This is a genomic window from Vibrio olivae (genome assembly GCF_042428525.1).
GTDB classification, from domain to species: domain Bacteria; phylum Pseudomonadota; class Gammaproteobacteria; order Enterobacterales; family Vibrionaceae; genus Vibrio; species Vibrio olivae.
The window spans coordinates 278102-303225 of sequence record NZ_JBHMEP010000002.1; the positions used below are offsets into that span (position 1 = coordinate 278102).

Below are 25124 nucleotides of genomic sequence, written 5' to 3' on the forward strand. Positions count from 1 at the left end.
GCCTTCTTTTTATTTACAGGAGATATTTTCCATGGCGAAAGGCGATATTATCAACCTTGAGTTTGAAACATTTGTGGATAGCGATACTCAAGTGAAGGTGACTCGAATCACACCAAAAGATGTGATTTGTCATCGTAACTACTTTTACCAGAAATGCTTTACTCAAGATGGACAAAAGCTCCTACTTGCGGGCGACTTTGATGGCAATCGCAACTACTACCTTGTTGATCTCGCAACCCAGAAAGCGACTCAGTTAACAGAAGGTTCTGGTGACAACACCTTCGGCGGTTTCATTGCGACCGATGACCAATCCTTCTTCTACGTAAAAAATGAACTCAACCTTATGCAAGTCGACTTAGAATCACTCGAAGAACGCGTGGTTTATACCGTTGATGAGCAATGGAAAGGGTACGGCACTTGGGTTGCTAACTCCGACTGCACCAAGCTTGTTGGCATCGAAATTCTCAAAGCAGACTGGGCTCCCCTCACCTCTTGGGAGAAGTTCGCAGAGTTCTACCACACCAACCCAACCTGTCGTCTTATCAAAGTCGATATCGCAACAGGTAAACTTGATGTGGTTCATCAAGACAAAGCATGGCTTGGCCACCCAATCTATCGCCCATTTGATGACAGCACCATTGGTTTTTGTCACGAAGGCCCACATGACCTTGTTGACGCACGCATGTGGCTGGTGGATGAAGATGGTAGCAATGTTCGTAAGATCAAAGAGCATGCGGAAGGTGAATCTTGCACGCACGAATTCTGGATTCCAGATGGCAGCGCAATGGCTTACGTTTCTTACTTTAAAGGTCAATCCGATCGCGTGATCTACAAAGCGAACCCAGAAACGTTAGAGAACGAAGAAGTCATGGTCATGCCACCTTGTTCTCACCTTATGAGTAACTTTGACGGCTCACTGATGGTCGGAGACGGTTGTGACGCGCCAGTCGATGTCGCGGATGCAGAAAGCTACGACATTGAAAATGACCCATTCTTGTATGTACTGAACACGCAAACCAAAAGTGCCAAGAAACTGTGTAAACACAGCACATCTTGGGACGTACTTGATGGCGACCGTCAAATCACGCATCCACACCCATCATTCACTCCAGGTGATGACGGCGTCTTATTTACCAGTGACTTTGAAGGTGTACCAGCGGTATACATTGCCGACTTACCGGCGGAATTTAAAGCCTAATTTTCATCTGCTGCATAAACACAAAAACCCTCGCAATCGAGGGTTTTTTTATTGTTTTTACTTTTGCTTAATGGCTTGCTTTAAGCCACTGCTGCTTTACATGGCCTGGCATTTTGGCCACCAGCCACTCACCCACGTTTGGCGTAAAGGTGACGACGGCCGCGACAAATACGATACCAGCGTACAAGTCTTCTGGTCGATGCATCCCCAACCAAACGCGGCTGTATGCAGCTAGTGTGGCCCATAGGACAACCACACTGGCCAAAATAAAGCGCTGCTGACGAACAAATATCGCGCCAAAGAACGCCAAACAAAGCGCCGCAAAGACGGTATGACCAGAAGGCAAAGAATAGTTCATTTCTTGATACCAGTGACGAAGGCGCCACTCACTGACTTTATCCACCACCTGATCGAGTATTGCCAATTGCTGACTAGAGCCAAGCTTGTAAAAGTGCTCAGGATTGGGCAACAACAACTCATGCGTAAGCAATTCGGTATAAGGCCTTGGGCTTTCAAGCAACTCTTTGAGCACATTCTTACCAAAGTAAGCGATCATAAAAATAACCGTAAATTGGACAATGTATTTAAAAATCTCTGTTCGATTCAGTGGTTGCTTATACAGAGAAAGCGCACTTAAAATCACGATGGTTAGCCACAGGCCGCGCTGACCAGCGGAATCTGTAATGGTGCTGATGATCCAACCCGAAGTTGCATCAACAGACCCAAGCAAGTCGGTGACAGGTAAAGAACGAGCGAAAGGAGCCAACACCAATGCCATGGCTGCCAGCAAAATCAGCTCGACTTTTTTGTTAATAATGTTGAGCTTTCTCATCAACCGCCTTAACGTCTGTAAACATATAACCCACTTCGATGTTAGTGAGTCATGTTCTTACATGCATCAAGTTTGTGTCAAATTGCTGAAAGATAACTGCTCAAAATACCGCCACCATCCAAAGCCATTACCAGCCCAAACCGCGTACAATGATGGGCTAAAAAAAGTGTTGAACCGGCCCTCTTCCTTGGCCAACGTTTAGTTCATTTGCTGATACAATTGCTTGAGTTATATAGTTTTTGGCTCGTTTTATCGCCTCAGGTAACCGTTCGCCTTGTGCTAAATAGGAGGCCACTGCGGAAGAGAGTGTGCAGCCTGTTCCGTGAGTATGACGAGTGATAATACGCGGCGCATCAAATACCTGTCGGTGCTGGGCACTGAATAACCAATCACGAGATAGGGCAGAGTCTTGACGATGCCCGCCTTTGAGTAACACCGCCTGAGCTCCAAGCTTCAATAAAGCCCGTTGCTGGTCATCGCTTGGTGACTCATCAAAACACTCACCGGTTAACACCTCCGCTTCGGGTAAGTTTGGAGTAATAAGATCCGCAACAGGAAATAAACACTCTTTTAATGTCTCTACAGCCAAAGGTGATTGCAAACGATCGCCAGACGTGGCGACCATAACCGGATCAACGACACAATAGCGCGGCTGATAATCCGCAATACGCTTCGCTACAGCTTCAATCACTGGTGCATCACTTAGCATACCGACTTTGATCGCAATAACGTTAAGATCACTGAATACGGCATCGAGCTGACTTTCAATCGTCTCAACGGGTACAGGCAGAATCGCATTAACGGCTCGTGTATTTTGTGAGGTAATGGCGGTAATCACCGAACACGCATAGCTACCCGTGGCACTGATGGCCTTAATATCGGCTTGAATCCCGGCTCCGCCGCTGCAGTCTGAACCGGCGATGGTAAGAACGATGGGGGTAGAGTGTGGGCTAAGTTGGTCTTGCATGGAATCTCCAAATACAAGACGTAAAGGAACGCACTGAGCGACAGCAAAGCTACGAAATGGCTTTACCACCGCGTAATAGTTCCCTACGTCAGTACTAACTGAATCAGGTTCAACGGGTCTCGCTAACGCGATCTCAGCTCAAATGAGCTCCCCGACTATCTGCCACGATGGTAACAAGCTTTTAGCCTCTGGGAAATGCAATAATCAACAATTTAAGCGCCACACAAACACGACTTACAACTTTTGTATCAAGTAAAAAATTTCTCCTATATTGAAAGGGGCACCGCATGAATAAGGAGAATGATAGTGAACCATGCGCCTTTGATATCTCGCCTGAATGAGTTACCTAGAATTCAAAAAGTCCTACAAGAGCTGCTTGATATGGTCAATCAGGATAACGTCGACTTTAAACGTCTCGCCGAAAAACTGGCCATGGATCAGGTGCTCTCGGCTCGCCTGCTTCGCATGGCAAATTCCGCGTATTTTGGTGGTAACCGCACGGTAACATCGGTCAATGAGGCATTAATTCGCGTCGGAACAGGGCCAGTAAAAACATTGGTTGTTGCATCCGTCCTTTCCAGCGCATTTCCGCACCTTGAAACCCTGAATATGGAAGAGTATTGGTCAGATATCTTTGAAGTGTCGGTGATCGCGAGTAAAATTGCGGCTTGTGTGAAAATGGATGTCGATGAAACTTTTACAACGGGAATTCTGCATAATATCGGAGAGCTGATGATCCATGCCTTGGTACCAGAACAGGCACTTGTCATCAATAGCAAAGTCATGAATGGCCAGGATGCAATTTCAGCACAAGAAGAAATATTGGATGTATCAAGCGCCGAACTTGGCGCGTTACTGGCAAAAAACTGGAAGTTTCCCAAAGAAATGGTCGATGCAATTGAACATTTCCCCGATCCACGGGAAGCAGATATTTCGCCTAAATTGGCTTCCATCATTCATCTTGCTAAAGATATTCATCTCAATTGGGATCATTTCAGTAGCGATGACCAGAAATCGGTTTACCTTGCAGAACACACCGATTCTCGCCTACTCAATATCTCTGCCACTTTTAAAGAGGTTGTCGATAAATTCCGCGGCAGTGGTCGCGAACTTGCCAACCAGATGCTTGCCGTATAATATCATCAGCCCGCTCAGTCGTAGCGGGTTGCTCGTTTCAGTCACCTTCCATTCTTCAATACCGAGTTAAGCTTGAAAAAAGTACGCTTCACCTCCATATAAAGAGTGTCGTATTTGTTTCATAATTCGACGTTATAGTGATTTTACCATTGAGTGGGACGAGATAAACTCGAAGACAAGATGTCACTTTTTTGAAGCATCGTCTGAAATATAAGCTTTAAATGCTTGTTTCTGAACTCTAATGGAAAAAACTGGTCTATACTGTGGATATTGTGGTTTAAGCCATGTAACGTGACTTAAAGAAGGTCGGCTTAAATCCAATCAACCTTCCGATCTTATCATGATTCGGTTTCTCGCTCACAGTTGAGCCAGAGGTCGATTGAACTGCGTTAGAAACTTAGGCGTAGCGTCAATCAAAACAAACTAGCTGTTATTAACGCAAAGACAATAATAAGCCGCTCTTGAGGAGCGTCGTTGTAATAGTGAGGTATTTATTATGAAAAAAACTAGAAAAGCTCAGTTGCATCGTATTCGAATTCAATATTGGAAAGACTCGAATAAAAACACGGGCAACAAACCCCAATAACCCTGATAAGGGTAAAAAAAGTAAGCTGGCTGAAACGCCAGCTTTTTGCATTTAAGGGACTGAGAAAATCACTCCATCACTCACTATCATTACGAGACAAACGCGTACACAACTCATCGAGAATTTGTTTGGTGTATTTTGAATACCAATCTTTATCTCTTAGTCCAGTCAATTGGATAGCTCTTACTTTTTTGGACTCGAGACAGTGTGCAATCATACGAATCACCATATCTACGTCCAATTTTTTGTCGCTCTCCCAATCCACAGATTTCGACAATGACGATAAATCGATATCGACAATAATGTCATCACAGCGCGACAAATAGGTTGTTAACTGATGCTTAAGCTGCTGCCGATGACGAAAATCACACTCTCGCTGCAATAGCCAGTTACATCCTAAATCTTCAGCATATTCAAACGTTTTTATGTCTTGAGTCGAGTCATCAATCCCCAAGCACATTAACCGACATTCATTGTAACGCGAGAGCGCAAAATGAAAGGCGCTCCCCAATTCTAGATTTAACGCTGGCTTAAGCTGAAAAGAAGGACCGACACTAACAATACCGATATCACGATTTTGCCCAACAAATTCAGGCAACAAGCTAAGTACGCCTTCATGAGTGTTGCTGACAACAATCGGTAAATGCTGTTGACTCACTAAACTCTCAAGCTTTTGAGCAAAATGCTCGCGACATTTATCGTCCACGGCATAGTGGCCAGCATAGATCGGCGCTTTGATATTGGAAAAATCAAATAGCCAGTCATAGAAGCTTTCTAAGCTTTGTTCGGCTTGCTCATATTGCGCTAGGGTTAATGGCTGAATACGTTGACAATGTGTCAATAACGCCATTCTTTGCGTTAAAGCAGAAACATCATGAAATGTCTTGCGTTTGAATAACCCTAGCATCGTCGTTACCTTTCTGGAGGTAGAGCCCTCGCAGCCTGTTGTAGATGTAAAATAATTTTATTCTGGTGGCTTTCGACCCGTTCCGTCGGCGCCATAACCGAGACAGCCCCCACCAGCTTTGTTCCCTTTAATACCGGCGTACTAAGACCAGACACTCCGGGATCATATTCAGAATTGCTGATCGCAAACCCCTGATCGCGAATTTTTTCAAATTTATTCAACCAAACGGAGTTATTTGGATCTTCACCAAAGTGACTTAAGATCTTATCCCGCCTTGCTTGAGGTAAATACGCAAGCATAACGGTGGATGAGGCACCCCGCAGCAATGGTTGGCTCTGACCCTGGACGTAGCTGCAACGGAGTGCCTGCATGCTCTCTTTTCGGCTTACACATAGTGCTCGGTATCCAACCGGCACCATATAAGCCGCCATTTCTCCGGTTTGTTTTTGCAAGCGATTGAGCACTGAATCGATCTCTTCTAGATCGTGTTGACTGCTTTGGTAACTGCGCATCAATAGCAATGCTGCCGGACCGATGATCAAGGACTTGTCGATCGGACTTTCCTCAACCAAATTCCATTCTTTCAGCAATTTCAGCTGGCGATACAAACTGCTAATAGGCACGTCCAACGCTAAGCTTAACTGTTTGGCATTGAGAGGTTCATCGGCTATCGCAACCTGCATTAATAGTTGCAGCAACTTTTCGTTAACTAAGCCTGATTTGCTGTTCGCTTGCTTCATAATTCTTTGTACCGTGCGTGTGTTTGTTGTACAAATCATATTCTCATATAAAGAGAATTTAATCGTTTTTATTATTTTAATTTCTCATTTGGTGAGAAATTAAAACCAATTATTCGTGAAGCGTGACAAACCAGTATTAAAAGCACAAAAAAAGCGAAGCCCAAGCTTCGCTTTGATCGATGAAACTACCGCTAAACGTTAAACGCAGCCACTTGCTGATTTAACTGCGCAGCTTGATGTTTTAATGCTTCTGATTGTTGCTGTGTTTGATTTGATCCCGATACCAGCTGGTCCGATACATCTTTAATTGAGGTAACATTTTGGGTAATTTCGTCTGTCACATGGCTTTGCTCTTCTGCGGCTGTGGCGATTTGTGTCGCCATATCACTAATTACAGCAACCGCTTGGTTGATTTCATCAAGCGCTCGTGTCGCTTGATCAGCATCCTCAACCGACCCCTGTGCAAGACTTGAACTACTTTCCATAAATGCCACCGCTTTGCGAGTGATCTCTTGAAGTACATCAATCGTTGATTTGATCTCTTCAGTAGACGCATGAGTACGCTGAGAAAGCACGCGAACCTCATCAGCAACGACAGCAAAACCACGCCCCTGTTCACCGGCACGAGCCGCTTCAATCGCTGCGTTAAGCGCCAATAAGTTAGTTTGCTCAGCGACGCCCTGAATGGTTGCAAGTACATGAGAAATTTCTTGAGCATGCTTATCTAAGTCGCTGATCACGGCACTCGCCTGACGTACTTCACTTTCTAAGTTATGAATCGACTCTTTGGTTTTCACCACCAAATGATGGCCGCTACGGGTACTCTGCGACGACTCTTGTGCCGCATGTGCAGTTTGCTCTGCATGCGAGGCAATCTCTTGAGTTGCAGACGCCATTTCAGTCACCGCAGTAGCCACCATTGCCACTTCTTGTTGCTGTAAATTCAATTCTTGCGCGGCTTGATTCGCCCGCTGCGAACTGTCATCCGCTTGATGATTCAACTCATCAGCTTGCTGGCGAATACGACCAATAAGCTGCTGTAAACTCCCAACAAACGTATTAAAGCTTTGAGCAAGACGCCCGACTTCATCTTCGCTTTCTACTTCAATGCGCAGTGTCAGATCCCCATCACCACTGGCAATTTGTGATAGCGCGTTCGCCACGTTGTTTAAAGGGCGGAAAAGGATATTACACAACACGTTAAACAATAGGATACAGATAGCGACAATGACCATGGTGACAACAATTTGGCCAATTAACCCGTCATACAGGGGCGCGACAAGAGAATCTCGATTGATTGCGACAACACTTATCAACTCAGTACCTTCAATCGGTTTTGCCATCAATATGGTAGGCTCACCGTTTAACTCGACTTCGACATAACTCGCATTTTTAGCCGCCGTTTGAACATCAGCAAAGCGAATACCAAGTTTGGTCGTTGGTTGATTCAACATGGATGCATCACGATAAGTAAAAACGTTACCTTGGCGATTAGCAATAAACATGAACCCTTCACCCGGTAAGATGGTTTGAGTCATGGTTTTTACGATGTCGGTGATCTCAACATCAGCCCCTAAAACAACCTTATTGCCTTGAAGCTGTATTGATTTGCCCAAAGAAACGACATTAGCCCCCGTGGCCGCCGCTACGGTTGGGTTATCCATAAAGATTTCACCATTCATCGCGCTGCCATTGATGTACCATCCCCACTTTCTCGGGTCATTGTTCCCTGAGGGTAATACCACACCATTGGCGTTCTGTTGGCTTCCGTCTGGGTAAGCAACAAACACATTATCAAATGCGCCAGATACCTTGACTTGCTTTAAATAAGTGACAATGGTGCTCGGTTCTGATTGCGATGATAACGATGACAACGCGCGCTCTTTGGAAAGCAACCAATCTGATACGTACTGATTATACGACGTGAGTGAACTGGTTAGACTCTTGCTGACATCATATTGCATGCGCTGTAACGAATCATTGAATGCCATGACTTTGACCGCGACACCACCAATAATGATCGCCATACTGGCTGATAAGGCCAATTTGTTTTTCAGTGATAGCTTCTTAAACATATTCAACCATTGTCCTATTTAAAGAGATATAATTTTGATTTTTCGATTCTTTGAGAATCTTTTATAGTCTCTCTAGCTATCGGTGGGACATTTATTAGTTTTAGTTAAATTAGTAAAATATGTCGGATAAAGCACAATTATCAATAATAAACCAATGAAATGAGTGGTTAGCAGTTACTGATATGTAAAAAAAGAGTGATACACCTGAATGCATCACTCTATTGAACTGGAATCAAAAACGAACGAGATTTCTGTTATTAGATACTCTCTTCAACGGCCCCTTCATCAAGCAACGAGGAACATTTAATTTCGTATTGATTAAAGGTAAACGTCGTCGGGCCATGAACGCGGCGCGTTGTCACTTTTTCATTACCAAACTGCACCGTCACGTGGGTGTATACTTTGCCTTTAATTTCTATTCCGTTGTCGGCCAGCGCTTGCTCAAACTCTATATTGAGTTCATCACGAGCTTGTTTTGCCTTTTCAAGTTTCTGATTGGCTTGTTGTTTCTGACGCTCCAGCAAAAGCTCTTCTTCCTCAGCTCGCTCAGATTTAGGTTTCTTCTTAAACTCCAATTCCTTACGAATGATTTGCATGGTTCCTTCTTGGGCTGTGCGATAAACTTCTTTGAGTTTGGCTTGCCGATCTTTGTATTGCTGGAAACGAGCAAAACCGTGAATATAAGTCGCTGTATCGCCTTCTACACCCAAGTTTACACAGATGATCTTCCCGCCCACTTGCGCTTTGCCACCGCTAAGAGTTCCTTGTCTCTCTGCAGTATCGTGAACAAACAAGTGTAAACCACAGCGTAACTCGTTATTTAATGAGTGCACCGCGAGTTCGATATTTTGTCCAGCCTGCAATTTAGAATACTGTGCATAGTTCGCTCGAATATTGCCACCAGATTTTACGATGCAGCTGTATTCTTCGCCTTCAGACACGGTGTGACCAATGATCCCCTTGCCAACGTCAATATCACCTTGAGCTTGTACGTCCGCAGACTCAATAAAGCCTCCAACCGTCACAGATCCGGTAGCTCGCACAATCATGTCTGACTCAATATTGCCCGCAATGATGACATTGCCTTTAAACTTAACATGGCCAGTAGCGACACCAACATTCGGTAAATACAATGCATCTTCAACGTCTACGCTATTGGCTTTGATAATAGGCATACCAGAAATAGAGGCCAAAAGAACATCAGGGTTGTCACTGGCGATGTAGGAACCTTTACCGGCCTTCAATGGAGAATTCTTACCCGCGATAGGCGCGACAGATTCACCTAATACACTGATGCCAGGCGTACCCTTAGTGGCAGGAATCCGTTTCATGAGGGGATCATTTTCACCCACGGTGATGGTTTCACCCAGGTTGAGTAAGTCTACTTTGTCGGTGGATTCAGCATCTTTACGAGGAGCGAGAACTTGCTTTGTGACATCTTTCACCAGAGGTACAAACTTAGCGTCACGACCATTAACGGGGTTCTTTCCTACCGCAACGGCTTGGGTGTAATTTTCACCAGGCTTTAGCTGACGGCTCACCGCTAATACTTTTTTTAACGCTAATTTGTTTATCCCTTTCGTCACACCGGCATTCGCCAGAGCTTGAACGATTTGCGGTCCGTTGAGAGGTTTTCCTCGATAAGCTCCAGTGACAACCATAGAGGCCAACATATTCTGTTCAGAAACGACAACTTTTACGCTCGCATCGCGAACTTGGGCAATGGTGATACCGACAAATGCTTCGCTTTTTCCCTCTTTGGCACAATTCAAAAAACGGTTTACTTCGTCTTCATCGACATAGAAGTTATCCGCATTAATTTTGTGCAGCGCCTCCAATAATCCTTTATTGCTGAAACTTCCATCAATCTGAATATCTGGTGTTAATTTAGCAATAACTCCTTGATTATCCTCTGTTAGCGCAACGAATTTTCCCCACATACCGCAACCCGTTATACCTGCTTTTGATCGCATCAGTTTATAAAATTTTGTGAGGCAACCCTATAAATAAATGTACAAATTCAGGCACGTATCACTCAAAAAACAATTGGCTAAAAATTAGCGATGGGTTTTTAAGTCATATTTTTATAAATAACCTTGAACAGTATAGCATCAGATAAAAACACACGAGGTTTCTAAAACTAACGGGCCAAAGGCGAAGATTTAACATCACCTCCCACAGTTTACATTGTAAATTAGGAAGATTCAGGGAAAGTATGTTGGGAGTCAAAGCAATACTTAACATCAACACGACGACCTTGCTTTGAATAAGTCAACGAATTACATAACTCATTAGCGAGAACAATCCCTCTACCGTGTGTCATATTTTCGCTAGCATTAACAACCTTATGGTAGTCAAAACCCTGGCCATTATGCTCAAGAATAAAATGAATAGATTGGTGCTGTGGACGATAGTCGATATCTAATGTAATCCAAGCATCGTTTGTTAGCTCTTTGAGTTTTTGCTCACGAAGTTGGTAGAACTCGAAGAAGCCATCAGGGCTTTCTTTAATCTTTGAGTCGAGCATTAACAGCCCATGGTCTAAAGCGTTGGAAATCAGTTCAGACAATAAGGTACATACCAAATCTAAGTGAGAGTCGCCATTAAATAAACCACTTAAATACTGGCGAACTTGATTCATTAAAGCAACATCTCTGATTAAACTGGCGTCAAAACTCAGTTGCGTCTTGGTTGGAACCAAACAGCGGTAGCCTTGCTCATTCGCTAAGTTATCCTCTTGACTACTCGAAATTGGAAAGTCCATAGAGAGAATAGACAAATCATCGCCAACATTCTCATTCTTATCGGCAAATGCTTTTACCGACTCAAACAAGTTGGGAATCATATCTTTTCCTTGCAAAATCACCTGCTCTAAACGGTGCTGTCCAAATTGCTCACCTTGCTGATTTTCAGCTTCAATCACACCGTCGGTATAGCATAAAATTTGCTCTCCGGGGGCCATCTTTAAATGAGTGATATCCGTTTCAAACTCATGGGGTTGAAGTACACCAAGCGGCATATGAGATGAGACTAAGCGTCTTACAATAGAGCCATCAGGGGCGACGATATAACCATCAGGCAAGCCACCTCCCCACCAAGAAACTTCAAATCCATTCGCTCGTATTTCAAATACACTCGCCGCGAGCATCATCCCAATGGGTAGAAAGCCGTATAACGCGTTATTCATTTCCAAAACAATGTCGCCCAGCGACATCCCTTTAGCAACCATAGCGAAAAAGGTACGAGATGCAGGAATAGCAGAAATAGCTGCTGGTAGCCCATGCCCTGTTGCATCCGCAATCATGACATAGATACCGCCATGGGGGCGGTTGGCAACCAAAATAATATCACCATTAAAGACTGTAGAAGGCGTAGATAGGTAATCTAGACCATAGATATTACGTGCTTTGGAGCTCATTTTCTCCATCAAATTAGAGAAGATAGACTCGGCGATAATGTAATCATATTGCACTTGTTCATGAAAACGATGCAGTAAATCTCGCTGGTTTTTAACTTCATTGTGCATGCGCGCAATACGGCAGTGGGCCTGGACTTTAGCGACGAGTACGCTGCGATCAACTGGCTTAAGAATGAAGTCATCCCCCAACGCCAAACAGCGTTCAAAAGAATCATGATCATCAAGCACCGTTAAAAAGATGATTGGGATGTGCTCCCCTTCAAACGCCTGACGAATCTCTGAAGCAGTCGCAAAACCATCCTTCACAGGCATCATTACATCGAGCAAAATAACATCGGGCAAGCTATCCATATTTTGCATCGCTTCAACCACGCCCACGCCACTTTCAAATGTCTCTACCTGGCGAGTGAGCTCAGACAACATGTAGCGACACAACTCTCGATTGGTTGCGTGGTCATCAACAATCAATACATGCATAAGGCTGATTTACTCAATTTTAAATTTTTTGTCAAAGCGAGAAATTAATAAGATTTTTTTCACTTGAGGTAAGAGGTTAATCAAACGAATCGTGCCGTCACGCTGTTCCAAGTAGTTGTGCATATTGAGTAACATCCCCAACCCAGCACTATCAATGTAGTTCACCGCTCGTAAATCGATGGTGAAGGTATGATCTTTACGTTCAACATAGCAACGCCGGAAGTCTTGAACGAGGCTGAATCCAAATGCGCCATCAATACTCACGGTCACGTGTTTATTTTTACTATCAACTTGTGTCGTTATACTCATAGTATCCTCTAAAACAATTCAACTTCGCCTTCATCAATGCTGGCTTGATTCGCAGCAGGTGCCGCTCGGTTCTCAATTGTATTTTGCAACTGTTGCAGTTGTTCGGTGACTTGTTCCGCATTGAGTTGTCGTGATTCGTACTGATTGATTAAAGCGATAGTTTCAGTAACAAATTGCAAAGTGCCCTTAGCATAATCACCTTGCTGAACCACAATGTCTGTAAATTGGAGCGCACGAATGCCGTTTTGAACAAGCGTTGCTAACTTGCCACCTAATTGATGGATATTGTTAACCTCCTGCTCCACTTCAAAACTAACTTTTTGTACACCTTTCAACATCTCATCGACATGATTCTTTGACTCAATCGCGTGTGCCATATCAAACGATGCCATTTCACCAACGGTTTTATTGGCTTGTTTAACGGTTGCTTGTGCAACGTTTATTTCAACTTCTATTTGACGATTTAAGCTTGAAGCTTCGACCGACAAATTACGCACCTCTTGAGCAACGACGGCAAAGCCCCTTCCCGCCTCACCCGCACGAGCGGCCTCAATTGCCGCATTTAATGCCAGCAAGTTGGTTTGTTCCGACAACCCACGGACTTGATCCAACAGGCGAAACACATTGTCGAGCTTTTCCGACATGTCATGGATGCTATGAACCGCAGAGATGCTTTTTTCCGAAATCTTGACCAACATATCGACGAAATTAACGATCACTTCCTCTGTTTTAGGTAGCACTTGAGTGATATCGCTTTCGCTACCCCGATTGCTGACTAGAATATCTGCGATATGGTTGGTGATTTCATTTTGAGTTGCGGAGAGTTTCTCTAATTCAAAGAAACTTTCGTTAAGCGTTTCTGCTGACTCGTTAATCACGCTGTGCTGGTTATTGAGCGGCTCAAATAATTGCTCTTGAGTTTTGTTTAAAATAGGGACTAACAGGCTAAGTCGCACTGAGTCAGGCAGAGAACTTGGCACATTTGAAGGTTTGGCTTTTTCATCCGGTCGATGAGCCGTCTCAGAGCGGCCGCGTAAATAGAGCTCTATCCAAGGAAGAGCAGCGCCAATCACGACAAGCGTAAATACCAGCCAAGAATTGGCCAATACAAACACCACCGATAAAGTTAAGACTTGAAGTAACGCTAACCATTGATGACGATTTTTCATCACATTTTTTTTCATAACTCATCCTTGGTTATCTTAGTTGCTCGAACTGGACAGCAACTTGCAGATCAACTCAGAAACCTTATTTAAATTCACCACATGTGCAGCCGCGCCCACTTCAACAGCGACACGTGGCATCCCCCAAACGACGGACGATTTTTCGTCTTGGGCAATGGTTTCGGCGAGGCTTTCTCGCATTTTCAGCAAACCTTGAGCACCATCTTGCCCCATACCTGTCAGAATCACCCCTATCGCATTTTTACCAACGGTTTCGGCAATCGAATCAAACATCACATCCACCGACGGTTTGTGACGGTTAACAGGTGGTCTATCATCCAACTGGGCATACAAATGATTGCCTCTTCGTGTGACCACAAGATGCTGATCGCCAGGCGCGAGGTACGCGCCACCATTTACGAGAGGTGCTTTATGTACATCTAACTGCTGAACATGGATGTTGCTCGTATCATTGAGACGCTGGGCAAATGAAGGAGAAAAAAGCGCGCTGATATGCTGAGTAATCACAATAGGAGGTAGCCCAGCAGGTAATCGGCTTAACACCTGTTTGACCGCTTCAGTTCCGCCGGTAGAAGCCCCAATTGCGATCAATTCTATATGCGTTTTTTTCGGAGCAATCAGCTGGTCAGCGGGTTTTGAGGGTGAGGTAGATATCAAATCAGAGCTCACATTTGCGCCCGCGGCTATCTTAATTTTGTCGTTAACTTGAGTGCGGTAGTTGATCATCTCAGCCGCATTTTCCACTTTAGGTTTAGGAAAATAGTCGACTGCCCCCAACTCTAACGCTGCCAAAGTCGCATCTGCCCCATGCTGGGTCAAAGTCGATACCATGACGACAGGCATCGGCCTCAATCGCATGAGATTTTTGAGAAATTGCACGCCATTCATTTTAGGCATTTCAATATCTAACGTCAGAACATCTGGGTTATGTATTTTAATAAGATCCCGTGCAACATAAGGGTCCTCAGCTTGAGCAACCACTTCTAGCATAGGATCAGAACTAATAATCTCCGTCAGTAATGCACGAAATACCGGGGAGTCGTCTACAATCAACACTTTGATTTTTTTCATCAAAACAGCTCCACATTATCAGTCGGAAGTTGAGCCTGGCGCTCTAATTCAGAAGCATAATGAAGTTCTTGTTGCTTAATTAGATGAACCTCAGAGAAAGGAATCCGTTTTAGCCAAGCTCTTCCAGAGGTGGGGTCAAACATAATTTTTCTTGGATCGAGTCCACCTAGATCCTGCGAAACGACGTTCAAGCTCTCACGCTCAACATAATCCAAAATAAACTCGACGTTCTTCTCCCCGATCTTTGAATAGCGACCCATCATTTCAGCGCCGCCAAATAACTTCACTTTCAGTCTTTGACGTGAAGCGCCCTTTGCTATCAGGTAATTGATCAGCATCTCCATCGCATGAGCACCGTATCGAGATGGGACCGTGGCCGCTTGATCAGGATGCCAATGCAGCTGTTGATTTATATTTTCAAACGGAAGAAGAAAGTGATTCATATCTCCTAACGCAATCTCATCATCCCAAACACAAGCAGATACGCAGGACCCTAACCCAGTACAAATGATCTCAGCTTGTTCGGTACAGTAGATCCCTCCCGGCTGGAGTTTAACCATGGTGACGTCTTTAACCGGATGCTGAAAACGGCTGAAGTGATGTGGGTTGTTTTGGTGCATAATATGCTCTTGAACTGCGTGCATCATGACCTCTCACTACTGCTTGACATAGATGGTATTGCCTAGATTGTGAAAAAGATCCGCACACTCACCGATCGTTTCCGAGTGTCCGATAAACAGCACTCCCTTTGGATTAAGCTGTTGATGGAAACGCTGGATCAATTTTGCTTGAGTCGGCCTATCAAAGTAGATCATCACATTGCGACAGCAAATAAGATCAAACTTTTCATTAAAAGGCCAAGGCTCCAGTAAGTTGATCTGTTTAAACTTGATCAGGCGTTGAAACGTACTAGCAAATTTAATCTTTCCTTGCTTACTCCCAACGCCCTTAAGAAAACACGGTTTCAAATACTCTTTGGGAATTGAACCTAATGCCTCTATGGGATACTCACCCATTGCTGCTTGCTTTAAGACATTGGTATCCAAATCACTGGCGGTAATTTCCAAATCTTCACACCAGTTCAACACTCCTTCTTTACACAAAGAGGCGACAAAACTGTACGGCTCCTCTCCCGTTGAGCAACCAGCAGACCAAATACGGATTCGCTTTTTTTCCGTGTGTTGCCACTCTCCAAGCATGATTTTTTCAAAGAACTCAAAGTGATGAAACTCGCGAAAAAAATGGGTTTTGTTAGTCGTAAGACTATTGATAAAATTCACGCGAACGTCGTTGTCACTTTCAATCAGCTGCTGGTACTCTTGAAAACTACGCAGCCTTAATGCTCTTAATTGTCGACTAATACGCCCATAAACCATGGTTCGTTTTTGGTCGGACAAAAAGATGCCGACCGTTTTATGCAAAAACCATTGGATGTATTTGAAATCCTTTTCGGTGAATTCAAATTCTTGACTGGTGGGACTTGCCATCTCACTCGACCTTGTCAGAACTCTTGCCATTCATCTCCATCCTCACTGGCATTGAATCTTGCATTCGCGATGCGATTATTTCGAATATCTCTTACTTTATCTTCAGGCTTTTTCACCTGGGGTGGCAGTTCAGGTTTACTGCGCGTATCGAATGTCGCGACATTGTTATCCGTGGTAAAGAAGTTCATTAGATTGAGTAGTTCTTTACCTTCATCTTTAAGCGATTGACTTGCTGCCGATGTCTCTTCTACCAACGATGCATTTTGTTGCGTCATTTCATCCATCATTGCGATGGCTCGATTAATTTCATCGATCCCCGTAGATTGCTCAGCACTTGAAGACGCTATTTGTGTAATAAGTTGTGAAACACGTTCAACGGCCTCGACAATTTCAGATAATGTCGCGCCAGATTCATCAACTAAACGGGAACCTTCATCTACTTTTTCTACACTATCTTTGATTAAGCCTTTGATTTCTTTTGCTGCCGCAGCACTGCGCTGAGCAAGATTACGCACCTCGCCAGCAACCACCGCAAAGCCGCGTCCTTGCTCACCCGCACGGGCAGCTTCGACAGCAGCATTGAGTGCAAGTAAGTTAGTTTGGAAAGCAATTTCATCAATCACACCAATGATGTCAGCAATTTTCTTACTCGCCGAATTGATTTCAGACATCGCAGAAACGGCTTGTCCTACAACATCGCCTCCTTTACTTGCTTTCTTCGTCGCGTCGGTAGCCAATTCGCTAGCACCTTTGGCGTTTTCAGCGTTTTGACGTACGGTCGATGTCATTTCTTCCATACTCGCGGCAGTCTGTTCCAAATTAGATGCCTGAGCTTCGACACGTTGACTTAAGTCGTTATTGCCATCGGCAATTTCATTTGAGGCCGTTGCAACACGAGCAGAAGAGTGAGTAATCTTTTCAACCATTGAGCGAATATTGACGATAGAGGTATTCACCGCTTTTGCTAAACGGCCAAACTCTCCCTGACGGTCATCATCCATATCTCGGTTAAGGTCCCCTTCGGCAACCATACTCATAACATCAATACATTGGCCGAGTGGATCAACGATCGTATCCAGTAACCCGTTAATGCCTTCACCAAGTTCACGCATAAATCCGCTATAGACCGTCGTATCAATGCGTTCATTCAGTTGCCCCTGCATTGCTTTCTGCAGCAAAGATTCAACTTGTCTTTGACCATCTTGCTGCTCTGTAATATCAACCCATTGGAGTGCAGGACCAATATAGTTGCCCTTTGGATCTTTCATTGCGATACACGTAAGGTTGAATTCCAATGAGCCGACTTTGACATTCGAGGAGAAAGGTAAGTTATCAGGGTTGGCAATGATACTCTGCTGGTGGCTCGGTTTTTGGTGGAAAATATCCATGTTCGTTCCGACCAAGCTATCGGTAGAAAAGCCAGGCATTGCTTTTCTCAGTTCCTGCTCACGGCTTTTTAATAGATTCATCAATGAGGGATTTAAGTAACTGATTACACCGGATTTATCTGCCATCATGAGATTGGTCGTCATACCTTCAACAGCAGAAGCCAAACGACCAACTTGCTCTTCGTTGGCTCGCTCTTGAGTGACATCACGCCACTCCAAGGTATTTCCAATATAGTTACCACTAACATCACGTATCGCCGCAACATTTAGCTCAATAATTAAATCTTTGATCGTAATATCAGTTTGATATGGCAAATTGGATGGATCGGCCAGCAAGCGCCTTTGGTGTTGAGGGTCACGGTGAAATTCATCGATACAACGTCCCATTAGCCATTCTTCACTGGCAGTAAAGTTCGCCCAGACTTGGCGAAAAGTCATTTCGTGCGCCTTAAATAGCGTTAAGGTCTGAGCGTTGACATAGGTGATGTTGAGATCGCGGTCGATCATGACCATCGCAGTTTGAGCTTGGTGAACAGCTGCTTTAAGCCGGGCCACTTCATTTTGAGTTTTTACGTCTTGAGTAACGTCAGCCCATTCAAGGGTATTCCCAACATAATTGCCCTGGGCATCGATTATCGCTCCAACATTTAATTCAATTTTTACGTCTTCAATATCGATCGTTGTGGTGTAAGGAAGATGATTTGGCGTCGATAGCATCTGACGTTGATGACTTGGATTTTTATGGAAACCATCGATACAGTACCCCATCAAAAAGCCTTCATCGGCCCGAAAATTTGGCCACATTCGCTGAAACAGAGACTCATGTTGCTTCAATAGTTCCAGTGAGGTTTTGTTAACGTAAGTAATCTCAAAATCACGGTTAATCATCATTAACGCGGTTTTAGCACCATCCAATGCTGACAGTAATTGCTGTTTTGAAATCTCACCAGATTGACTTGTTTCATCCAGAAGCGAGTCTGGTTCCGGCGCAGCAAACTGAGCTACAGATCGTTGTTTTTTATTCCAAAATGCCATTACTGACTCACCTCTCACATAGTGCTTCTGTTTGAGAAGTTTTGTTAAGCAGTGCTACATCAAACAAAGCTTCCAGGTTGATTAGAATTAAATGTTTTTGATCAATACCAACAATGCCTCTGACGTAGGCATGGTCGACATTAACGGAAATTTTTGGGGCGGGCTTAATGCTATCGACCTGCAAATCATAGACCTGAGAAACCGCGTCAACGATAATCCCGAGTGGGTTCTGCTCCGCATCATTAAGAACAATCACTACCGTCGTTGCATTAATGGTTGCTGGCGGTAAAGAAAAACGCATTCGTAGATCGACAATCGGTACGTACTCGCCGCGAATTTCGAGTACTCCCATCAAGTAGTCTGGTGAGTTCGGCACTTGACGAACATCACTCCAACCGCGTACCTCGCGTACATCCAAAATTGGCACCGCATATTCATCGCCATCCAACACAAAGCTGAGAAACTCTTGCCTACTTTCCATTACTCACTCCTCAGCAAACGTTCAATATCGAGTAACATTTCAGTGTCAAACAAAGACATCACTTGCTCTCCAACATTGATGAGACCTTGTAAGTAAGGAGTGACCAATGACTCGCCAACAGAGCGATAAAGTTCATTATCACCTTGCTCAATAACATCGCTAACAGAATCAACAACGATACCCATCATGCGTTTACTGTCTTCACCGACAAATCGCAGAATAATCACAACAGTGGTCGGAAGGTATTCACAACTGCCAATCTCAAATCGGCTGCGCAAATCGACAACGGGAACTATCATTCCTCGAATATTAATCACGCCTTTCACGCATGAAGGTGCTCTCGGAATCGGCGTCGGGCGCTCCCAAACGCGAATTTCCTCAACATCTTTTATCTCGACGCCATAGAGTTCGTTATCCAAACAAAAGCTTAAAAAGTCCGCTCGTTCCCCACTGCTGCTGTGTATATCGAGTTCGGCAGCCATTAATGGGTTTTCGCTGTCCAAATTTTGAATCGCGATATCCATACCTTCACCTATGCCGCTATCCCACTTTGCTCTTTCGAGCGATTCAAAAATTGAGTAATCAAACCTTGAATATCGAGGATCAAAGATACTGAGCCATCGCCTAAGATAGTGGCTCCCGAGATCCCCATTGTTTTGCTGTAATTGGATTCAAGACTTTTAATCACAACTTGCTGCTGGTCGAGAAGTTCTTCAATCAATAGTCCAACACGATGACCTGCCGCTTCGACAAAACATAAAATTTGTTTGCTAAGCTCGCCGCTGTTACCCATTTTGAGTTCATCTTGCAGACGTAAAATAGGGATGTTTTCATCTCTCAGACGGTATAGCTCAACACCACCTGATGCGCGTTTAATGCAAGAGGCATCAATTTGAATGGACTCAATAATGGTGAGTAAAGGAATCACATACACTTCACCCGCAACTTTGACGAGTTGTCCGTCAAGAATCGCCAAAGTAAGAGGCAAACTGATCGTAAAACAGCTGCCTTTGCCCAATTCAGACTCAACCTCGATGTGCCCGCCTAATTCTTGAATGTTGCGCTTAACCACATCCATACCGACACCGCGCCCAGAGATGTCAGAAACCTGTTCTGCTGTTGAAAAGCCCGGAGCAAAAATCAAACGCATGACCTGCTTGTCATCCATCTCTTCTCTTCGTGCATCCGCAGGAATAACGCCTTTTTCATGCGCTTTCGTCCACAAACGATCGCAATCAAGCCCTGCTCCATCATCTTTTATTTCAACGACAATCGACCCTCCTTGATGGAAAGCATTGAGCTGAATAGTGCCTTGTTCGGGTTTATTGGCAGCACGGCGTTTATCGGGAGTCTCTATTCCATGGTCAATGCCGTTTCTTACTAAATGAACCAAAGGGTCAACAATGCGTTCGAGCACCGTTTTATCTAACTCTGTTTGTTCCCCCTGAATTTGTAACTCGACCTTTTTTCCCAATCGGCTGGTGAGATCTCGAACCAATCGCGGAAAACGGCTAAATGCAAAACTCATCGGTAACATGCGAATATTGAGGACATTTTCCTGTAGGTCCCGACTGTTTTGGAGTAACTGATCAAGTCCTGTTTTTAATTTTTCGAGTTTATCCATCGAAAAATCATTGCCAATTTCAGTGAGCATCGATTGCGTAATCACCAACTCACCGACTAAGTTAATGAGGCTATCGACTTTATCGATATCGACTCGAATTGAACTGACCGCCGCTTCCGTTTTGTTTGCTTTTGCGGGTGGCTTGTTGGCGGTTGATACCGGAGGCGGAGAGGTGGGAGACGCTTCACTTTGAGAAGTGTTACTTGAGCTTTGTTCGGTGGATGGCTACGAGTCATCATCGATATTCTCGGCCACTTCGCTTGAAGAAACCTCTAATTCAGATGAGGCCAGTCTTTCAATTTTTAAATCGCATTCATCTTCGACCCATTCAAAAACTTCCTGTAGTTCTTGTTGGTCAACCTCTCCTGAGACTCTTACCTGCCAATGCAGATAGCAGAGTTCCGCTTCTATTTCGGTAAGTTCAGGTAAATAGCTCACATCGGCTTGAACATCCGCTTGTTCATCAAGCTCCAATAACTCTCTAATGATTCTTAGTGGATCATTACCGCTAAAAAACATCTCTTTGTGAGGCGAAAATAGAATATTCCAATCACCAGTGGTGTCGGATTCAACGTTGGTTGACTCAGGGAGTGGGTTCGAGTTCGCGCCAGCTGAATGTTCAGTCAATAGCGCAGCGAGTTGGAGACTCACTTCCTCTTTTTGAGCACTATCAGCCTCAGTTCCCGATTCGTGAGCCTGCAGCATCGCAGAGATACAATCTCCACTCTTCAATAACAAATCGATGGTTTGCGCGGTTAATTGACGCTCGTGATTACGTACTAAGTCTAGATAAGCTTCTACAGAGTGAGTAAATTCGCTGATGTCGAGTAAATTGAAGGTGCCCGCTCCACCTTTAATCGAATGAGCAGCACGAAAAATGGTATTAATGGACTCATCGTCCACACTCTCAACATTCAAGTTAAGAAGTATGTTTTCCAGCACCTCAAGATTTTCACGACACTCTTCGTAAAACATCTTGCGCAGCTGCTCCATATCTAGCGCCATAAGCAATTCCTAGCCAACATGTATACACAAGTAAAAAGACGAAATCCGTCGCAGTACCGCTTTCAAATCACACGCTTTAACGTTTTTAATAATGTGTCCGGATTAAACGGTTTAACCAGCCATCCTGTTGCTCCAGCTAATTTTCCCTGCTGTTTTTTATCCGCACTGGTTTCGGTTGTTAACATTAAAATAGGAATAAATTTATATTGGGGCTTTTCACGTAATGCTTTTACCAACTCAAAACCGCCCATGTTGGGCATATTGACGTCGGATATCACGACATCGAATTTCATGGTATTCACTTTAGATAAAGCATCTCTTCCATCATTGGCTGTCTCAACTTCATAGCCAGCATCTTTTAATGTGTGACTCACCATTTGGCGAATCGAAACTGAATCATCAACTGCGAGAATTTTTTTTGTCATTGTTATTCCTTATCCACTCTTTGACTAACATCGATGACTGTCGTAAGTCCTAAAATAGTGATCCCATCCGTCAACACTTTTGGTGAATTGTTTAAGGTAACTTTTTGTTGGTTTTTTTCGGCGGTTAAAAACAGAGAAGCCAAGGCTTGTATACCCGCAGCATCCACTCTAGAGACGTCACTCGCATCTAAATTAAGAGCCTGGTTGCTGTCCGCCAACCACTGTTTGTAATGTTCGGTTGAATCCAAAACAGTAGAAATATCTAATGTTTCATTTAGTAAGCAGTCCATTTCAATACAGCTCCTCAATCAATTTAACCTCTGCTTACAAAGCATTAGCTCGTATAAATGAGTGTAGGAAGAAATGGTTAATTATCAAATAAAGCGCATAGTGTTTTTTTTCTTAGGGATGAGCAAAATCCCTAGATAAAATCTATATTTATGATTTGTAAGGGGAATTAGTTGAATATTTGGCTAATATTGACCAGTACGTGATGAGAGAGTAACTTTAGAATCAATCGTTTATATTTGAAGCAAGTCACAGATTGGCGTTCATTGAGAATTGACGATTTACAGTGTAAAACAGACTTATCTCTATCAAGGGGATTCAGCGGCAAGTGTTGGCACTCGCCGCAGGTTTACAGTGTAAATTAATTCGAACTGAGCTTTGTTAGTTGTTGCCTCAGAGCGGATTCCGTTTGCTTTCGACCAAGATAGCTAAACTCTGCGGCACATTCATCCCAGCTTCGCTGTTGAATAACCTTACGAATAATTAAATCACTGACACTCTCAATCTGTTCGATGTTAGAAAAGATCCATTGAGCAATAAAAGGAGCAACGGAATCAAACGACGCCCCACCTAATGAATAAAATCCAACACTCTTTGAAAGTGGCGCTGTTTCAACGGAAGCATAACTCATCGCAACTAAACTACGTACTATGTCAGTTTCAAGTTTTGATAGCGTATTCGCAAGCAAATACTGTAACTGTTGAGAAAATATTTTACGTCCAGATTGAAGCCAAAGACATCCATTGCACGGTTTTATCATTATCACTGAATGACAGCCACTTGCTTGATCGCGATGACTTCCAATACGTAAGGGCACAAAGCCATTGTGCTGCCAAAATAACAATAGCGGTTGTGTTGCTCCGAAACTGGTTGAGAGAAAATCAGCGTCAATATGCTGTTCGAGATAGCGAAGGATATAACGCCCTATCCCATGCTTCTGCCAGTCAGGATGCACTGCTATCCGCATAATCCGATAGCTTTTCGAACTCGCCGCTTCAGACAAACCTAACTGTGACGCTAGCGAACTGGCAACGAGCTGACCTTTAGGACGTCGTTTCCCTTGCTGAATATCTTGAATGTCGTCTAAACATAGGCTGCCCTCCTCAATCAACAAAGCGCATCCAACGAGCTGTTGTTGAGAATATGCACCAACTATAGAAATGGAACGATCCGCCAACATCAGCATCAAGTCATTTGGCGTAGTTTGATAGTGAGCGTGGACAAGTAAGGCAAATAATTGTTTGAGTAAACTAGGTTGCTCAACAAGCTCCTGCTGCGCTATTGGTTGAGCGACCAACTGCTTAATATCGAATGCGTCAATCTTGGGTAATTCAGCGTCCAGCAAAAAAGACTGATAAAACCAATGCTCCAATGGGTCATTTCGATGCCAGCGGATCGGCTGGTCAATGTGAAAAAATCGACTTTGGGGGCGAACCTGTTTCAGCCAGGAACAAAACTTCAAACTAAACCCGCGACCACAGCCTTCATATCCATGAATCGTCGTTGACAACACCATACGATGATAGCGTTCCACAAGAGACTGCAACATAGAAATAGGAATCGCTGATGCTTCATCAACGAGGAGTAAGTCACATTCAATTTTAGATTCGAGTAAGGTGTCTGGCGCGATAAATTCAAGTGTGCTGGATGTGTATTCGATACGATTCCTGTGTCCAGCTTCTATCGATAAACCCGCGCAGCAATGAACAAATAACGGCTCGACCGCTTGACGGCTCGGCGCAGTAACCACAATTTTAATTGACCTACGTTTCATCAACGTCGCACTGGCCATACCGATAGCACTGGTTTTTCCTCTTCCACGGTCCGCTGTTAGTACCAAAGGCCGCTTTCGATGACCATCGACCACGCGCTCAATAAGACTAATAGCTTGCTGCTGTTGTTCAACACTGTTCGGCGAGGTATTTATTTGAGTTAACGAGTGAGTCTCCACCGTAGTCGGTAGCAGAGAAAAATCCTGATTAGGTTCAATCCAAATAAGTTGTTCCAAACAGTTGGACAACCATCTTTCCCCACAATTTGTTATTGCCTGCACAGGAGGGAAGATAACAAGCAATCCACCTCCGCATAAGGTGCCAAGCGCTGCACTAAAGCTATTAGCATCAAATTCAGCTGAGAAATCACAAATAAGCAATTGGCATTCTTGACCTAACAGTTGTTTCCCTTGTTTCGCCGTGACATGGGTGCCACAGAAATTATAACGCTCACCACCAAGCTGAAAAACAACATGGTTTTGAAAACATGACTGCAATTCATCGATATGTGCTTGGTGTAATTTTTGCCCGCCAGCAAACACCACCCCTGAGCGAAATTGCTTTTGGCGTAAATAACATAACGTAGTTTTAAGATATTGGGAAAAAGCAGACATAAAGATTCACACCAGTTTCTAGAGAAAACAAGTATACCAACACACTCGTCATTTATCAGTCGTTCGCAAGATCAAAAAAAGGCCGCGTAATGCGGCCAGTTTGA

General features: G+C 44.0%; 20 protein-coding genes, 1 pseudogene and 1 riboswitch. Of the genes and pseudogenes, 2 read left to right on the top strand and 19 right to left on the bottom strand.

The genetic code is table 11. From position 1 onward, the window contains the following. Positions 1-31: 31 nt before the first annotated feature. Positions 32-1198 (top strand): oligogalacturonate lyase family protein, encoded by a 1167-nt coding sequence (locus tag ACFFUV_RS11100; protein WP_390192484.1) that lies wholly within the window; start codon positions 32-34, stop codon positions 1196-1198. Between the two features lie 67 nt (positions 1199-1265). Here the strand turns inward: ACFFUV_RS11100 and ACFFUV_RS11105 are convergent, their stop codons facing one another. Next, a complete protein-coding gene (locus ACFFUV_RS11105; RefSeq protein ID WP_390192487.1) occupies positions 1266-2030 on the bottom strand; it encodes a phosphatase PAP2 family protein in 765 nt (254 codons plus the stop codon). 157 nt (positions 2031-2187) lie between these two features. Then, the gene (gene thiD / locus ACFFUV_RS11110; protein ID WP_390193287.1) at positions 2188-2997 is read right to left on the bottom strand and encodes a bifunctional hydroxymethylpyrimidine kinase/phosphomethylpyrimidine kinase; all 810 of its coding nucleotides are present in this window, start codon (positions 2995-2997) and stop codon (positions 2188-2190) included. Positions 2998-3060: 63 nt separating this feature from the next. Beyond that, positions 3061-3161, bottom strand: a riboswitch (TPP riboswitch). A 136-nt stretch (positions 3162-3297) separates the two neighbouring features. On the opposite strand from thiD, the gene ACFFUV_RS11115 reads away from it, so the two are divergent. Next, the gene (locus ACFFUV_RS11115) at positions 3298-4134 is read left to right on the top strand and encodes an HDOD domain-containing protein (protein WP_390192490.1); all 837 of its coding nucleotides are present in this window, start codon (positions 3298-3300) and stop codon (positions 4132-4134) included. 662 nt (positions 4135-4796) lie between these two features. Here ACFFUV_RS11115 and ACFFUV_RS11120 read toward each other — a convergent pair. The 17 genes and pseudogenes from ACFFUV_RS11120 to ACFFUV_RS11200 form a co-directional block, all read right to left on the bottom strand. Beyond that, positions 4797-5627: an arginase family protein gene (locus ACFFUV_RS11120; RefSeq protein ID WP_390192491.1), complete on the bottom strand. Its 831-nt coding sequence runs from the start codon at positions 5625-5627 to the stop codon at positions 4797-4799. Between the two features lie 5 nt (positions 5628-5632). Then, positions 5633-6367: an IclR family transcriptional regulator gene (locus tag ACFFUV_RS11125; RefSeq protein ID WP_390192494.1), complete on the bottom strand. Its 735-nt coding sequence runs from the start codon at positions 6365-6367 to the stop codon at positions 5633-5635. 191 nt (positions 6368-6558) lie between these two features. Further along, a complete protein-coding gene (locus ACFFUV_RS11130) occupies positions 6559-8442 on the bottom strand; it encodes a methyl-accepting chemotaxis protein (RefSeq protein ID WP_390192496.1) in 1884 nt (627 codons plus the stop codon). Between the two features lie 257 nt (positions 8443-8699). After that, positions 8700-10382, bottom strand: coding sequence for a flagellar assembly protein A (locus ACFFUV_RS11135; RefSeq protein ID WP_390192499.1), 1683 nt, complete (start codon positions 10380-10382; stop codon positions 8700-8702). 254 nt (positions 10383-10636) lie between these two features. Next, on the bottom strand, positions 10637-12337 hold the full coding sequence (locus ACFFUV_RS11140; protein WP_390192502.1) for an ATP-binding SpoIIE family protein phosphatase: 1701 nt from the start codon (positions 12335-12337) through the stop codon (positions 10637-10639). 9 nt (positions 12338-12346) lie between these two features. Further along, a complete protein-coding gene (locus tag ACFFUV_RS11145; protein ID WP_390192505.1) occupies positions 12347-12646 on the bottom strand; it encodes an STAS domain-containing protein in 300 nt (99 codons plus the stop codon). A gap of 8 nt (positions 12647-12654) precedes the next feature. After that, positions 12655-13818, bottom strand: coding sequence for a methyl-accepting chemotaxis protein (locus ACFFUV_RS11150; protein ID WP_390193290.1), 1164 nt, complete (start codon positions 13816-13818; stop codon positions 12655-12657). A gap of 30 nt (positions 13819-13848) precedes the next feature. After that, positions 13849-14901, bottom strand: a complete 1053-nt coding sequence (locus tag ACFFUV_RS11155; protein WP_390192508.1) for a protein-glutamate methylesterase/protein-glutamine glutaminase — start codon at positions 14899-14901, stop codon at positions 13849-13851. Continuing rightward, complete coding sequence (locus ACFFUV_RS11160; protein WP_390192510.1) at positions 14901-15548, bottom strand: chemotaxis protein CheD; 648 nt, start codon at positions 15546-15548, stop codon at positions 14901-14903. The genes ACFFUV_RS11155 and ACFFUV_RS11160 overlap by 1 nt, the downstream gene beginning before the upstream one ends. Positions 15549-15557: 9 nt before the next feature. Continuing rightward, positions 15558-16388, bottom strand: a complete 831-nt coding sequence (locus ACFFUV_RS11165; RefSeq protein WP_390192512.1) for a CheR family methyltransferase — start codon at positions 16386-16388, stop codon at positions 15558-15560. Between the two features lie 14 nt (positions 16389-16402). Then, positions 16403-18811: an aerotaxis transducer Aer2 gene (gene aer2, locus ACFFUV_RS11170; protein ID WP_390192514.1), complete on the bottom strand. Its 2409-nt coding sequence runs from the start codon at positions 18809-18811 to the stop codon at positions 16403-16405. A gap of 7 nt (positions 18812-18818) precedes the next feature. Beyond that, positions 18819-19292 (bottom strand): chemotaxis protein CheW, encoded by a 474-nt coding sequence (locus ACFFUV_RS11175; protein WP_390192517.1) that lies wholly within the window; start codon positions 19290-19292, stop codon positions 18819-18821. Further along, entirely contained in the window at positions 19292-19774 is a 483-nt protein-coding gene (locus tag ACFFUV_RS11180) for a chemotaxis protein CheW (RefSeq protein WP_390193294.1), read from the bottom strand. The genes ACFFUV_RS11175 and ACFFUV_RS11180 overlap by 1 nt, the downstream gene beginning before the upstream one ends. Before the next feature lie 50 nt (positions 19775-19824). After that, a pseudogene (locus ACFFUV_RS11185) lies at positions 19825-21921 on the bottom strand (chemotaxis protein CheA). A 62-nt stretch (positions 21922-21983) separates the two neighbouring features. Then, positions 21984-22346, bottom strand: a complete 363-nt coding sequence (locus ACFFUV_RS11190; protein WP_390192520.1) for a response regulator — start codon at positions 22344-22346, stop codon at positions 21984-21986. Between the two features lie 2 nt (positions 22347-22348). Beyond that, positions 22349-22636: an STAS domain-containing protein gene (locus ACFFUV_RS11195; RefSeq protein ID WP_390192524.1), complete on the bottom strand. Its 288-nt coding sequence runs from the start codon at positions 22634-22636 to the stop codon at positions 22349-22351. A gap of 359 nt (positions 22637-22995) precedes the next feature. Continuing rightward, the gene (locus ACFFUV_RS11200) at positions 22996-25020 is read right to left on the bottom strand and encodes a GNAT family N-acetyltransferase (protein ID WP_390192526.1); all 2025 of its coding nucleotides are present in this window, start codon (positions 25018-25020) and stop codon (positions 22996-22998) included. Between the last annotated feature and the right edge of the window lie 104 nt (positions 25021-25124).